The following is a 14030-nucleotide window of genomic DNA, read 5'->3' as shown; positions in this document are numbered from 1 at the left end:
TGGCTTTACGTGCCCTGAAGGAGAGGATGGAAGATGATCTTCCGGTGACCGTCATCGGATCGGTTGAGATCAATCTAGATCGCTACCTGTCCACGGACACCAGCGATATCACGGATCGGGTCGTGGAGCAGGTACGTATCAGCAAAGCCCTAGGCCGCGAAGCTCAGGTTGGAGTGTGACAGGGCACGTGTGTGCTCTGCGCAATTCGACGAGACTAAGGAGTTGCTTTGGAATGTGATGAAGCACGACTCTCCGAATGCCATGTTCGCTAGAAATCCTGGTATTGCTCGGGAGATAGCCGACTACCTCGATAGCTTTGTCGAGTCTAGTGGGGAGATGTTCATGTATGCGTGGAATCGCGAGAAACTCGGGTTCTTGGCTGGCTTGATTCGCTCAGCATCAACCGGCAAAAGGATCAGTAGCACTAACTGGGAGAGCGCAAGGCGCGGTCTTTACTCTGCGAAGGCACCGTACCATTGGCGTCTCTTGCTTGAAGCTCCAAAGGACATTAGCGAGCGCCTCTCGGTAGTCGCTTAGCGAGTGACTTGGGGGACAGCGGACGTCCCTCTCGAAAAATCACAGATGTGAATGCAGAGACGGCCACAAGATCTGCCCACCTCCCGTCGAAACAGTGAGGCCAATGGGCGTACCGAGCCCCCAGGGCTATCGCATCAAAGCATTAGCAAATTCTGTTGGATAAAGTCCGCATCGGTCAGCGACACTCAGGCCTCCTGATCCCTACACCCAGAGGCCCGCTGCCGATGTCCGAGACACCGATCGACATCTCCCTGGTCGCCCACTTCTCGATCCTCGAGGATCCACGCTGTCCGACCAAGCACCGGCATCTGCTGAGCGATATGGTGGTGATCGCTGTTGCCGGGACGCTGTGCGGGGCCGATAGCTGGACGGAGATCGCCTGGTTCGGCGAGGCCAAGCAGGAGTGGCTGGAGCAGTTCCTGGCGCTGCCCAACGGCATCCCCTAGCACGACACCTTTGGACGCGTGTTCGGGCTGCTGGACCCCGAGGGTTTCGAGCGCTGCTTCCGCGCCTGGGTCGAGTCGATCCGCACGGTCATCCCGGGCGAGGTGGTGGCCATCGACGGCAAGCAGCTGCGCCATTCTTACGACCGGGGCAAGGGTCTGGCACCGCTGCATCTGGTGACGGCCTGGGCGAGTACCAACCGGGTGGTGCTCGCCCAGGTCGCCACGGCGGCCAATTCCAACGAGATCACCGCCATCCCCGCACTGCTGGAGTTGCTGCAGCTGGAAGGCTGCATCGTCACCGTCGATGCGATGGGGTGCCAGCACGCGACCGCCCGGAGCTGGCCCGCCTGCTCGATCACCTGCGACCCGGTGACGTTGTGACCGTGACCAGGCTCGACCGACTGGCCCGGAGTACCCGCGACCTGCTGGACATTGCCGAGCGCATCCAGGCGGCCGGCGCTGGCCTGCACAGCCTGGCCGAGCCGTGAGCCGATACCACGACCCCTGCCGGCCGCATGGTGCTGACCGTATTCGCCGGCATTGCCGAGTTCGAGCGAACCCTAATCATCGACCGCACCAGGAGCGGCCGCGAGGCTGCCAAACGGCGCGGGGTCAAGTTTGGCCCCCGCCCTACCCTCACCACGGCGCAGATCGAGCACGCCCGCGAGCTGATCGAGCAGGATGGCCGCACCGTCAAGGAGGTGGCCGCCCTGCTGGGTGTGCATCGCTCGACCATGTACCGCGTACTGAACAAGGAGACCACCCAATGACTCACCACGACGACGAGCCGGCTTTCCTGGACGACGAAGGCCCATCCAACGACCTGCCCGCGTTCATTTCCACCACCAACGCCCGCGAGCTGTACGGACTACGCGAAGGCGAGACCGTGGCCGAAGCCATCACCCGCCACCAGGACGAAGGGGCCGCCGTGCGCCCGCTGACGCCTGACGAAATGGCCGAGCTGCGGCGAGACATGGCCGAGTCAGCGGCCTGGACGCGTGCCGAGCTGGCCCGTCGGAGGAAGGAGCGCAAATAAGTAAAAACGTCTTTACTCATTTGTATTTTGCGGTATGATGCTTTGAGTAAACCAACAAAGATGCAAGGAGCATGCCATGCACGTCATCGCTGTTTTGAACCAGAAAGGCGGGTCAGGAAAAACGACCATTGCCACCCACCTTGCCCGCGCCCTGCAACTGGACGGGGCCGATGTTCTGCTGGTCGATTCTGACCCGCAGGGCAGCGCCCGCGACTGGGCTGCCGTGCGCGAGGATCAACCCCTGACCGTGGTCGGCATCGACCGCCCCACCATTGACCGGGACTTGAAGAACGTCGCCCGCAAAGACTTTGTGGTGATCGACGGCGCACCCCAGGCGGCAGACCTGGCCGTGTCAGCCATCAAAGCGGCCGACTTCGTTCTGATTCCGGTTCAGCCTAGCCCCTATGATATTTGGGCGACCGCTGACCTGGTGGAGCTGGTCAAGCAGCGGATCGAGGTCACAGACGGCCGCTTACAGGCCGCCTTTGTGGTGTCGCGTGCCATCAAGGGCACCAAGATCGGCGCAGAGGTGGCCGAGGCGCTGGCCGGCTATGGCCTGCCTGTTCTGGAGTCGCGCATTACCCAGCGCGTGGTTTACCCAGGCACCGCGGCCAATGGTACGACCGTCATGGAGGCCGAACCGGCCGGCGATGCCGCCGCCGAAGTTCGCGCCCTGGCGGCTGAACTGAAACACAAACTTATTTGAGCTTTTGAGGATTAACGCAAATGAGCAAACCCGGAACCTTGACCGCAGGCCGCCCGAGCGCGACCAGGAACAAAGCCGCCACCCTCGCCAGCCTGGCCGACGAGGCCAGCATGAAGCGGGTCAATTTCCAGCTTTCCGCAACCCTGCACACCAAGTTGAAGGTCTATGCCGCCAGTCATGGCAAGACCATCACCGAGATTCTGACCGATTACGTCGAGCAACTACCGGAGGCGTAGAGTAGAAGAGTAAAGGCGCTTTTACTCATTTACGTTTTAGTGGCTAAAGGAGAATAGCCCATGACCAAACGCCCCCAAGGGCCGCAGCCCATCGGCTGCGTTGTCGGTGACGACCTGATAGACCGGGTTCAGAAGATGCGCGAGCGCAGCAATCAGCGCCGCATCGAGGACGAGGCCCGCCCCGGTGAGTCATGGGCAGACGCGGCCGCCAGGTTGCGCAAGCAACAGGAGGCCGAGCAGGCCCGCCCGAATATCCGCAAGCCGCCGGCCGCTGACTGCCTGCCTGATTTTTTCGTGCCAACACTCTATGACGTGGGCACCCGCGACAGTCGCAGCGTTATGGACGTGGCCGTGTTCCGCCTGTCCAAGCGAGACAAGCGAGCTGGTGAGGTGATCCGCTATGACCTGCCAGATGGTTACGTTGAAGTTACGGCAGGGCCTTACGGCATGGCCAGTGTGTGGGATTACGACCTGGTGCTGATGATGGTCTCGCACATGACGGAGGCCATGAACCGCTATCGGGAAGGGAAGGGCGACAAACCGGGCCGCATCTACCGGCCTCATATAAGCGACATTCTCAAGTTCTGCCGACGTGGTGATGGTGGCAAGCAAGCCAGCGAAATAGAAGGTGCCCTTGATCGACTCAAGGGCACATCCATCAAGAACGTGCGTGAGCGGCTATCCCCCAACGGTAAGAGGATGATGCGAGAGGTTGAGGCGGAAGGGCTGATAAGCGGTTACAAGGTCTTGTCCCGCACCGACAACGGCAAGATTGCATCTGTCGAGATCGAGGCCCCGAGGTGGATTCACCAGGAGGTCACGGAAGGCAAGAACCCGGACGTTCTCGCCGTGCATCCCGATTACTTCCTGATCGAGCCAGGCATTGGCCGGTACATCTACCGGCAAGCCCGGAGGGCAGCCGGCAAGGATCAAGCCGTGTGGGCGTTCCAGACCCTCTACGAGCGCAGCGGCAGCGCCGGAGCGCTCAAGAAATTTGCCTTTACGCTGCGGAAGCTGATCGAGGCCAACGACCTGCCCGAATATCACCTGGAGGAACAGAAGGGGCAAAACGGGCCGCTTCTGGTGATGACGAATCGGGCATGGCTGGCCGATCTGGAAGGGCTGGGCGCGTTGGAGTACCGGCAGCAACTGATCGACAACGGCATGGAGCTTTCGGCTGCCAACACAGAGGCACTGTCTTACGCTCGAAAACAGCGGAAGGCCGGGGAGGCGGGTTCCTAATGTACGGAGGAAACCGGCTCAGACCATTAGGGCAATATGCCCTTAAGCGGCTTTCCGATCCCTTGCCCCCTCAGCCTGTGGATAGTCCGTACATTAGGAACCGGATTCCGTACATTAGGAACCGGATTCCGTACATTAGGAACCGGATTCCGTACATTAGGAACCAGGAAAATTTTTAAGCTATTGATTTATAAAGAGAAAAATAGGGTTTTCGCCCCCTAAAACTCTTTAAAACTAAAAAAACTTCTTAAAACCCCTCAGCCTGTGGACAACTCCCAGCCCTGCAAGCAAAACCGACTGCCTAAAAGTGCCTATCGGCACGCCTGCCCTTCGGTCGCTTCGCTTCCTTCGCCCCGCCGCTTCGCGTCGGCCTATCGCGGCCGGTAGCCGCTCAAAAATGCCTGGCCTGCGGCCAGTGACTCTTACCAAGTCGCGGCTTGCCGCGACGGTGCCAGCTCCACCCCCTCAGCCCAAGCCAAGCCCCTGCGCTGCCTGAAAGTCCGCTAAGGGTTTGTCAGTAAGGAATCGAGGCAAGCCCACCGCCTGGGCCCATCCTGAACAACTGCGCCGCCTGCAAGGCCATAAGGTTGAACGCCAAGAGAGGGGGCGGGAAGCCGCTGCAACGATCTATGCACCGGGGCAGAGCCGGAACCACCAGAATCGCGCCACACGACGCGGAAGCGGTCAGCCAAGGGGTCTACCCCACCCCTGAAAACGCCTCTACGGGTGTTCTATGCAGTCGGTATGTTCGGACGGGTTCCCAGGGGCCGGAGCTGGGCCGATCCGCGACCAGGTGGCGGCCGCCCAGGAGCAGCGCATAGCCGAGCGAATAACCGCCGCTCAGGCACGCCAAGAAGCCGGCAAGGCCCGCGAGGAAGCCGCCCGGCTGGCCGCCGCGTTGCTGGCCCGGATCAACCCGGCCGAAAGCAAGCCAGCGAGCACCAGAAAGAAAGGCGGGGAGTGATGCCCGCCCCTCAAGTGTCAATAAAACCCCCTGGCACCATCGCGGGAGCCAGACAGTTGAAGGTAGCGCACGAAAAGGCCCGCACATGGCGGGCCTGATATTGACACTTGAGGGGCACGGTATTTTAGCCGCTAAACTCATTTGAGTTTTTAAGTTTTTGCGCTTCTACTCTTTTGTTTCTGACTTCCGGCGACGCCAGGCGACCAGGTCGATGACTTCGGCCGTCCGTTCGGTGGCTGACTGAATTGGGGTCGGCGGCTGATGCTTCGGCCGGAACAGTTCAGCCAGGAACGCCCACACGAACACAAACGGGGTCAGCAGCAGCACGGCCAGGACACCCAGCGCCCGGAGCAGGGCGAACCAAGCCCACCGGATACCGGCGGGCAGCTTGCGCAGCAGATCGAGGACGAACCCCCCGACCAGCCAGAGCGGTGCAGCCATGACCATGACAGCGGCCACCAGCGCAGGCCCGAGACGACGGCCGAACCAAAAGCCCAAACCAAGAGTAAGCAGCAACCCAAGGACCAGCATCATGCAGGCATTCCCCCTTAGCTGTGGTAAGGGTTAGGGTCGGACTTGCCCACATACTCAGCATCCACCAGGTAATTGAGTCGGGCGAGCTGGTACGGGTATTCACCTTTGACCAGGACAATCGGCCGTTCCGGCCCGAGGCGCATCACCTCGTCAGGCGTGAGCAGGTTCCGGCCGGTAAGTTGCTGGCTAATCCCGCTCGAACTGCCGCTATTGCGGCCAAAGCTGCTACCGCTGCCATCACTGCCCCCAAAGTTCCCGCCGGTCGATTTGCCCTTGTTGTGGGTCTCATATTCGATGGTGGCCTGGCCCAGCGAGTCGCTGACGTATTTCGCGGTGTCGTAGTCATCCGTTCCGAAAAACACTTTGGCACTGTTTGCCATGAAGGTTTGCCAACGTGGATACACGCCCTTGAGCTGGGAGAGGTCTTGCAGGAACACCCAGAACGCTAGGCCATAGCCACGCATGAGTGAAACGGCCTCCTCGATGGCCTTCATGTAGCCAAGCTGGGCGAACTCATCCAGGATGAAGGTCACGCGGTGCGGTGGCTGCTTTGACGATGCCGTAATGGCGGCAATTACCGAGCCGACAAACAGACGAACGAACCGGGCATTGGTGGCAATCTTGTTGGCCGGCATGACCAGATAGACCGTCATCAGATCCGACTTGATAGCGGTCAGGTCGAAGTCGGAGCGCGACAGCGCCGCGACGATCCGGGGATCATCCAGGAACGAGGTATTCCGGCGAGCGGTCGAGAGCACCGAACCGCGTTCGCGGTCAGCCATGCCCATGATGGTATTGGCTGCCCTGGCAGGGATGCCAAACGCCGAGCTTTCATCGGTAGCCATTTCGGCCAAGGTGGCGAGGAAAGTTTCCTCGTCAGCGGTCAGCAGCCGGCGCAACTCGCCCAGGTGGCGGTTGGCTGGATCGTCGAGGCTGGCAACGTGCAGCATCATCCCTTGAAGTAGAGTCTTAGCCGATTCGTCGAAATGTTCCCCGCCGCCCTTGGCGTCCGAAATTACCAGGGAGTCGGCCAGCATGGCCGATTCACTGACACAATCTGCATCCGAGAGGTCAAGCCGATCCAGGACGTTGAACGCGGCACACTCGGGGCCATTCACGCCGAACGGATCGACCAGGAAAACTTTGTGGCCCAGCTCCCGGCGAGCGCGAGCCGTTACGGCTGCGTTCTCGCCCTTCACGTCGAGCACCAGGCAGGAACCGGGGTACTCCAGCAGGTTCGGAATGACTGCGCCAATGCCTTTTCCGGAGCCGTTTGGGGCGATCGTCACCACATGGCCGACATAGCGGAAACGCTGATCGAAGCCAGCCGGCGTATCGGTCACGCGAGCCAGTGCTAAGCCGGTTTGCTTGGGCGGGTTTTTCAAGTTGTCCAGGTGGCCTGCTTCCTGAATCTCGGTAGCCGTTCCCCAGCGTGCCGAACCGTGCGTGGCGACCGGCGCGGCCATTTGCGAAACGACACTCGCCGAGGGCGAAGCAGGCGCACCACCGAGACCGGCGCGGAGGTTTTCCAGTGTATGGCCCAGGGTCTTGAGACGGTGAGCGGTTGGCGTGTTGCCAGCGCGATCAGCGAGCCAGCCAAACACCGGCCCGGCGAAAAGGTAAGTGGCGAACGTGCCGGCCAGAGTGGCGGCGATCATGAACCACTGCGGCAGGAATGGCAGGAACACGAACGCGCCCGCCATTGCGGTGCCTGGCACCATGTAGGCGAGGCCAGCGGCAGCGCCGGCAGTGACCGGGTTTAGCTTGCGCTTGGTGGCCCACCAGGAGCCGCAGAACGTCACCACCAGGAGCATGAGAAGCCAGGGCTTCCAAACCGTCAGGACGCGATCTAAGAAGCCGCCCACATAGCCATCAACGGTTCGGCCTTCTAGGCGATCCCGGCGAGTCTCTGCGATGGCCCGGCTTTGTGCCAGGGTTTCGGCCTTCACTTCATCACCGGCTGCCCGGCTGAGGCCGATCACGAACTCCGCACCGCGTGCGCTGGCCTGATTCATGATCGACACGGCCAAGGTGGCCGCTTTCGATTCCTGACCCTCTGCCCGGCTGGCCTCGGCAATCTTTGCCAGCGCGTCATCGAAGGAGGACGGAGCCGGCAGACCGACATTCTGGAACATGAAATTGAGGTCTTGCCCGAACAGGGAACGGACAGCCGCCGCACCTTGGGCGCTGGGTGTCTCGGTAGCCGCCTGCTGCATATCCAAAAGCGGCCCCTTTGCCTCGGCAAAGGCCGCCCGGAAGGCATCCCAGTTTCCCGCATTAGCCGCCGTGCTGGCTTGCTCCCTGGCGTTATCCAATGCCGCCAGTTTGGCGGCCCAAGAATCGAGCACCGCGTTTTCAGCTTCGCAGCGCAGCGCCTCGCGATGCCTGGCGTTTTCCTGTGCCTGTGGGTCGCTGGTGAAGGCCCAAGTGTCCGCGCTCGGAGTGCATCGCGTAAAGGTGGCGGACGAAGCGGACGGGGCCACGGAAATCAAAAACGCGCCAATCAGGACAGCAACAATGCTGGCCCATGCGCGTTCTAAGTACCAAGAAATGTCAGTCATTTTTCACCTCTGTGCAGGTTGAAAAAACAGCGTTACGGCTGGTTGCCGCCACCCGTGCCGCTGGGGGCTTCAGTGGCCTGATTCTGATTCAGAGATGGCAGGTCAAACAATTCACGGTCTCGGTCTGCCTTCAGCTCAGAATTGAGCAGGTCTTGAAGCTGGTTCATGTGCCACTCGCCGCGCTTCACCTTGGCAAGCACTGCGCCGCCAATAAGGATTTTTCGGCGAGTATTCTTCTTGCGCTCGGCCTCAGCTTCGCGCTGTTTCAGCGCCTGAATCTGCGCTTTGAGCTGGGATTCTTTTTCTAGCAGTTGTGCCAGTTTGTCCTTAGTCGTTTTTGCCATAGTGCTTCCTCCTTCTATGAGGCTTGAATATTATCGACGATGGTGGTATTACGCAACCCGTAGCAAAGCGAAGGGCGCACTTATGCAAACTTCGTTTGCGTGCGGTCAGGGCTTCGCCCTAACAACCCCTCCGGGCCTGCGGCCCTCCGCGTTGCCGAAATCGGCAACTTGGCAAAAGCAGCGCGGCACTTTAGCCGCTAAAGAAAAGAGGCAGCGAGTTGGCAATTTTTCACCTTAGCGTTAAGACAATCAGCCGCAGCGCGGGCCGGTCAGCTACGGCGGCGATTGCCTATCGCTCAGGCGAAAAAGTCATGGACGAGCGGACGGGCTTTGTCCATGACTACACCCGCCGGCGTGGTGTTGAGCACACCGAAATTTTCCTGCCGGAAAATGCGCCCGCGTGGGCCTCGCAGCGTGAGCAGCTTTGGAACGCGGCCGAGCTTGCCGAGAAGCGCAAGAACTCGACCGTTGCCCGCGAATTTGAAGTGGCGTTGCCGGCGGAGATGAACCGCGAGCAGCGCCTAGAATTGGTGCGCGAATTTGCCTGCGAGCTTGTGCAACGTCACGGCATGGCCGTTGATGTTGCGATCCATGAGCCGGACAAAGAAGGCGATCACAGGAACCACCACGCGCACATCCTTTGCAGCACCCGCCGACTGACGCCGGAAGGCTTCAAAGATAAGACCCGCGAACTGGACGATCAGAAAAGTGGAGAGGTCAGCCATTGGCGGGAACGCTGGGCGGAAATGTCGAATCGGCATCTTGAGAATGCCGGCCGCCAGGAGCGCATCGACTACCGCAGCCTAGAGGTACAACGGGCCGCAGCCATCGAGCGGGGCGACACCGAACAGGCCGCCAAACTTGAGCGCCTGCCGACCGTGCATCTTGGCCCGAACGTGGTGCAGATGGAGCAGCGCGGAATCAGAACAGAGCGCGGCGACAAGGGGCGCGATATTGCCCAGCGTAACGCGCAGATCATCAACTTTGCCGAGGCGCGTCAGCGCATCGAGGCAGCGAGGGCAGCTTATGAGCGAAACAACGGAAATGGACGAGATAGAACGCCTGACAGGGTCACTGCAAGAGGCGTTACCCGAGCAGGAGGAGAGAAACCCGGACGATTCGCCGGTAAGTCCGACATTGGCCGCCCTGGACACGTCCCGCCGGCCTTCGCAAGAGGTCGCTTGCGGAACCTGTCCGAACTCGGTGTGGTTCGCTTCCCCGAACGAAGTGAAGTGCTATTGCCGCGTGATGTTCCTCGTAACGTGGAGCACGAGCGAGCCGAACCAGATCACGCACTGCGACGGGCTGACAATGGGCTGACCGGCGAGAAGCCGAACGCCCGCGAGCTGATCCAGCACGAGCTAAACGCTGACCTTTTGCGCCGGGCCGTGGCCGACCGAGAACCCATCAACGCGGCCAACGACCCAAGCCCGGACGCCATCAAGCAGGAATGGCAAAACGAGAAGGCGCGGCAATTCACTCTGATAGTGAATCGGGCCAAGGTTCTGCACGCCCGCGCAGCGGGCCAGATGGAACGCCAGGAAGGGAAGTTGCAGGCTATCGACCAGCAGCGGCCAGCCGAGCCGACCGGCCTTCTTGCGAGCTTCAAGAAGGCCGCACACGACCAGGCGCTTTCTGCCTGGTGTGGTCTCCGGTCTGGTCTGGAACGGCGCTGGTCACAACTGCAACGCCGCTTGACCCTGATCGGGGATTACATGCGCAAGGCTGGCCCCTACGAGCAGCCGACCCGAGGCGAACGCCTGGCCGAGAAGAAGGCCGCCGAGGCACGCCCGGAACTGGCCGCGAACTTCCAGCAGGTTATCGAGAAAGAGAAGGCCGCCCGCATCGCAGCGCAGCGGGCGAAGATTGACCAACGCCGCACAGGCAAAAACCAGGAGCACACTATGAAACAGGAGAGCATCGAGGAGCTGAAACAGCGCATCGACACCAACCGCGAGAAGGCCGACAAGGCCGAGCGTAACGAGCTGGACAAGGCCGGACGACTGGCCGGAATGCAGCGCGAGACGAACGCGGAACAGCAGTACGAGGAAACCCAGACTGGCAAGACCCAGGCCGCCGCACTCGCCAAGGAGCTGAACAGCGACAACGAGAAGGGCGACCAGGCGAAGGAGGCGAAGAAGCGGGAGATTCTGGAACGCTTCAAGCAGAAGGCGAGCCGCGACCGCGAGAACGACAGGAGTCGGGGCCGCTAAGGCGGTGCCCGGTCGGCGGCAACCGAACCGGACACCTAATCACAATCCACCTGCACAGAGGTGAATCATGACTAAGCGCAATGTTACCGGCCAAGACGGCCGCAATCTAACGAAATATCGCATTGCCCTGGCTGCCGCCCTGGCTGCCCTTGTCCTGGCCGGCTGGATGATCCAGACCGCCTACAGCCAACACGTCCAGGTCTTGCAGATTGGCGACCAGACCGGCGAGCGCCTGCAAATGCGTGGCTACATCGGCCACCAGGAGGGCGCACAGCATGAGCAGCGTTAAGACCTGGCGACGGGCTGCTCTGGCCGCCTACATCGCCGCAGGCGTCGCCCTGCCCCTGGCTGGCTATGCCCTAGTAACCACACAGGCCAACGTCAACGCTGTGGCCGCCGCACAGCAGCGCCTCAGTGACAGCCAATGGCGCGACCACCTGACCAACGACGATCAGGCCAGCGCGGACAGAGCAGCCGGCGAGCTGCTGCCGCTCGACTCCCGCCCGTACTCCCCCGCCATTGATTGGGCCGCCGTAGCCGTGCGTGTCGCGCCGTCCGTGGTCATGGTTTCCACGCTGGAGAATGCCCGAGGCGATGGCCGCAGCAATCGCGCTTGGCTTATCCCTGGCGTACAGACCAACCAGGCGACCGCCTGGCTAACCCGGTATCGGGCTTGGAAAGCCGAATGGGCGAAGCGCGACCAGGAACGCGAATGGGTCACGATGGGCGCGGGCTTCCTGGTCGGTGACGGCCACCAGGTGGCGACCGCCGGGCACGTCCTCAGCGGCACCGAGGCGGTGCGCGTCAAGCTGGCATCAGGCGAATGGCGACCGGCCCGCGTGGTCGGTGTCGATCCATCCCAAGACGTGGCCCTGTTGCACATCGAGGGCGAACCCGGCCAGCCGGTGACTGTGGCCCCGGCCATGCCTCGCCAGGGCCACGCAGTGGCAACGATCGGAGCGCCCCAGGGCTGGGGGTTCTCACTGTCTGCCGGACTGGTGAGCCGCTACGGCACAGCCGCCGGCATGTTCCAGGACTGGCCTATGCTCCAGATTGCCGCGCCGATCATCGGCGGCAATTCCGGCGGGCTGGTTTTCAATACCAGGGGTGAAGCTGTGGGCATGGTTTCCTTCGGAAAGCAGACATTTAATCAGGCCGTCCCGATTGGCCGCGTTCTGGACGTGGCCGCACAGCTTGAACGTTGGGATGCCGTCATGGGACGCTGCAATGCGCTGACCAATGGCGATGTTTGCGGCTAACCGAATTAGAGCGCAAGCAGGCACAGAGTATGCATTTAGCAATGTGCGCAAACCTTGGGCCTTTCCACATCTCCTCACTAGCGCCCGCGTGAGCGCTTCTGGCGGCTCGCGACCGTCAGTGCCTGGAGCCGCTCAGTATCCGCATGCTCAAAGGCTCCGCTCATCCGTTTGATCTCCTCTCCCCGTAGCCCGTTATGTTTGGCCAGATCTTGCCAAGACGTTAGGGCCTTGCCCAGAGCACCCAAGGCATGCGCTTGGATGGTCTTGTCCACCCCGAAGTAGTCCGCCAGATCAAGGCACAACTGAAGGGAAGGTCGCCGTTGCTCGCCATCGAAGGATAGGGCATGGCGGCGCCGGTCGAGGGCATGGCGATCGGGGTTGAGGTCATAGGCCGGTGAGAGCCGCCAGCCTTGGGGCTCGCGTAGGAAGCCGTGATTACGCAGATGATCGTCGGTGTTGCCGCACAGAGCGTTGAAGGTCATGCGTCGCCACAGTTCAACCTGATCGAGCTTGGGTTGGGCCGAGGTCGCCTTGATGACATCAGCCAGCTCCAGATAGCTTGCCGCGTCCGCACTCTGCTCGTCTCGCGCAGCCAGGGTCATGGCCGAGGCGAACGGAACCCTTCCTCCTTGTTGTCGATCAAACCGTTCCACCAACAGCACAGGTCGCTCACCGTTCGCGTTGAGCAATCGATGCTTCGCCACGCGCAGGCCCGCTGCTCCCGCGAGATCCAGCACAGTCGCCTCCCAGGCCCCTACCCGCTCGGTATCGAGCCGGGATTGAAATTTGGCGATATAGAGCTTTCCCTTGTCCTCGATCGCCGCCTTGGGATGGGCGCCGCCGAGGGATGAGCCCGGCTGGGCGAGGAGCGCGAGGTCGGTATCGGTCTGTACGCCTTGCTCCAGGCGCTCGATCGCGGCTTCCAGGGCTCGTAGATGGACCAGCTTTGGAACGTCTGTGGTTAGGGCCAGAAATTCTCCAGGAGTCTCCGCAAGACTCAATCGCAAGGCACCCATCCGCATGTGATCGGAGACCCCCAGGAGGTAATCGCTTTCGTTCAGGTAGCGGTCGAGAACCCGATCCTGGACGAGTCGCCCCCAGCGATCGGGGGCGATGTCCTGGAAAGCGCCCCACAGCTTGCTCGCCTGAAAGGGCATCCCTGGCAAGAGATCCAAGTCGGGATCGATGGCGAAGCCCGCCCGGCACCAGTCTCGATCATAGGTGAACTGATAGCGCTCGGTTCCCCGCTGGCTGGTGAAGATATCGAGCTGGCCGACCGTCCGACGCTCACCCAGCCAATCCAAAGTGACAACCAGGGACGTGCTCACCGCACCCGGCCTCCGCGAATGCGCTGCGGCAACTGCTCCTCAAGAAGATCCAGCCCGAGCGGGTCTTTTGTCCGGTCGATCAGCTCCGCGAGCGCATCGAGCTTACCGAGAATCATCAGGGCCGAGGCCCAGGCGCTGATTGCGACGTTTGGATTGCCAGCTTCGAGGCGGTTGAGTGTTCCGCGCGAAACGCCCATGCGCTCGGCCATCAGCTCGGTGCTGATGCGCCGGCGCCGTCGTGCATCGCGGATGTCGGCGCCCAGCTTCTTGAGGGCGCGCTCGACACGGATGGATTTCATGATGAAGCCTCAGGCGCGTGTCTGGATGGTTTTCAGTGGCTAGAAAACCGGTTTTTCATGTCTGCCATATCCATGATAGCGTTCTCTGAAGGGATTTTAAATATTTATATCGTTCTTTTTGTAAGACGTTAAACGCTTTTTCGGCTTTTGTGAATGGACGCCAAGGGGGTAGTTGCCCGGTTTGGCGGCGCTCGACTGTACCGCCAGCGTATCGCCCGCGCCCCCGACCCCTCGCCGAGGGCGCGTCCCGGCCCCTGGTCGGCGCTGATCGGGGCTTGGGCGGGATAAACTCCTTTATCCCGCCCGAGTTCACCGCCGCGTTGCG

The 14030-nt window shown here is 61.4% G+C and carries 15 protein-coding genes and 2 pseudogenes; 12 read left to right on the top strand and 5 right to left on the bottom strand.

Annotated elements, in window-relative coordinates; genetic code table 11:
* The first annotated feature begins 761 nt into the window (after window positions 1–761).
* From ACAM26_RS16945 to ACAM26_RS16905, 9 genes and pseudogenes are all read left to right on the top strand, one after another.
* Complete coding sequence (locus ACAM26_RS16945) at window positions 762–983, top strand: transposase family protein (protein WP_369614184.1); 222 nt, start codon at window positions 762–764, stop codon at window positions 981–983.
* An 18-nt stretch (window positions 984–1001) separates the two neighbouring features.
* Entirely contained in the window at window positions 1002–1364 is a 363-nt protein-coding gene (locus ACAM26_RS16940) for an ISAs1 family transposase (RefSeq protein WP_369614183.1), read from the top strand.
* Window positions 1298–1537: pseudogene (locus tag ACAM26_RS16935) on the top strand (recombinase family protein); the annotation flags it as partial. The gene ACAM26_RS16940 and the pseudogene ACAM26_RS16935, both read left to right, overlap by 67 nt.
* Window positions 1523–1753: a recombinase family protein gene (locus tag ACAM26_RS16930; RefSeq protein ID WP_369614186.1), complete on the top strand. Its 231-nt coding sequence runs from the start codon at window positions 1523–1525 to the stop codon at window positions 1751–1753. The pseudogene ACAM26_RS16935 and the gene ACAM26_RS16930, both read left to right, overlap by 15 nt.
* A 14-nt stretch (window positions 1754–1767) precedes the next feature.
* Window positions 1768–1881: pseudogene (locus ACAM26_RS16925) on the top strand (conjugal transfer protein TraD); the annotation flags it as partial.
* A gap of 214 nt (window positions 1882–2095) precedes the next feature.
* Window positions 2096–2725, top strand: coding sequence for a ParA family partition ATPase (parA, locus tag ACAM26_RS16920; RefSeq protein WP_133484300.1), 630 nt, complete (start codon window positions 2096–2098; stop codon window positions 2723–2725).
* A 20-nt stretch (window positions 2726–2745) separates the two neighbouring features.
* Window positions 2746–2961, top strand: a complete 216-nt coding sequence (locus ACAM26_RS16915) for a chromosome partitioning protein ParB (protein ID WP_369614182.1) — start codon at window positions 2746–2748, stop codon at window positions 2959–2961.
* 60 nt (window positions 2962–3021) lie between these two features.
* Window positions 3022–4203 carry a replication initiator protein A gene (locus ACAM26_RS16910; protein WP_369614181.1) on the top strand — a complete coding sequence of 394 codons (1182 nt, stop codon included), beginning with the start codon at window positions 3022–3024 and terminating at the stop codon, window positions 4201–4203.
* A 793-nt stretch (window positions 4204–4996) separates the two neighbouring features.
* Window positions 4997–5167, top strand: a complete 171-nt coding sequence (locus tag ACAM26_RS16905) for a hypothetical protein (protein ID WP_369614180.1) — start codon at window positions 4997–4999, stop codon at window positions 5165–5167.
* 165 nt (window positions 5168–5332) lie between these two features.
* On the opposite strand, the gene ACAM26_RS16900 is transcribed toward ACAM26_RS16905, so the two are convergent.
* Genes ACAM26_RS16900 through ACAM26_RS16890 form a run of 3 tightly spaced genes read right to left on the bottom strand, consistent with a single transcriptional unit; the run spans window position 5333 to window position 8606 of the window.
* Window positions 5333–5701, bottom strand: a complete 369-nt coding sequence (locus tag ACAM26_RS16900; RefSeq protein WP_369614179.1) for a hypothetical protein — start codon at window positions 5699–5701, stop codon at window positions 5333–5335.
* 14 nt (window positions 5702–5715) lie between these two features.
* Window positions 5716–8262, bottom strand: a complete 2547-nt coding sequence (locus ACAM26_RS16895; protein WP_369614178.1) for a type IV secretory system conjugative DNA transfer family protein — start codon at window positions 8260–8262, stop codon at window positions 5716–5718.
* Window positions 8263–8294: 32 nt separating this feature from the next.
* Window positions 8295–8606 carry a mobilization protein gene (locus tag ACAM26_RS16890; protein ID WP_369614177.1) on the bottom strand — a complete coding sequence of 104 codons (312 nt, stop codon included), beginning with the start codon at window positions 8604–8606 and terminating at the stop codon, window positions 8295–8297.
* A 218-nt stretch (window positions 8607–8824) separates the two neighbouring features.
* Here ACAM26_RS16890 and mobQ point away from each other — a divergent pair, with 218 nt between their 5' ends.
* The 3 genes from mobQ (at window position 8825) to ACAM26_RS16875 (ending at window position 12078) form a co-directional block, all read left to right on the top strand.
* On the top strand, window positions 8825–10819 hold the full coding sequence (gene mobQ, locus ACAM26_RS16885) for a MobQ family relaxase (protein ID WP_369614176.1): 1995 nt from the start codon (window positions 8825–8827) through the stop codon (window positions 10817–10819).
* Between the two features lie 67 nt (window positions 10820–10886).
* On the top strand, window positions 10887–11108 hold the full coding sequence (locus ACAM26_RS16880) for a hypothetical protein (RefSeq protein WP_369614175.1): 222 nt from the start codon (window positions 10887–10889) through the stop codon (window positions 11106–11108).
* Window positions 11095–12078: a S1C family serine protease gene (locus ACAM26_RS16875; RefSeq protein ID WP_369614174.1), complete on the top strand. Its 984-nt coding sequence runs from the start codon at window positions 11095–11097 to the stop codon at window positions 12076–12078. The genes ACAM26_RS16880 and ACAM26_RS16875 overlap by 14 nt, the downstream gene beginning before the upstream one ends.
* A 77-nt stretch (window positions 12079–12155) precedes the next feature.
* Here ACAM26_RS16875 and ACAM26_RS16870 read toward each other — a convergent pair whose 3' ends face one another.
* Window positions 12156–13406: a type II toxin-antitoxin system HipA family toxin gene (locus tag ACAM26_RS16870; RefSeq protein WP_369614173.1), complete on the bottom strand. Its 1251-nt coding sequence runs from the start codon at window positions 13404–13406 to the stop codon at window positions 12156–12158.
* Window positions 13403–13705, bottom strand: a complete 303-nt coding sequence (locus ACAM26_RS16865) for a helix-turn-helix domain-containing protein (RefSeq protein WP_005221553.1) — start codon at window positions 13703–13705, stop codon at window positions 13403–13405. Before ACAM26_RS16865 ends, ACAM26_RS16870 begins: the two co-directional genes overlap by 4 nt.
* Window positions 13706–14030: the final 325 nt, after the last annotated feature.

It is taken from the genome of Marichromatium sp. PS1, assembly GCF_041155115.1.
In the GTDB taxonomy this organism is placed as follows: domain Bacteria; phylum Pseudomonadota; class Gammaproteobacteria; order Chromatiales; family Chromatiaceae; genus Marichromatium; species Marichromatium gracile.
Note: the sequence above shows the minus strand (reverse complement) of the source record. Positions and strands in the feature narration are given on the sequence as shown.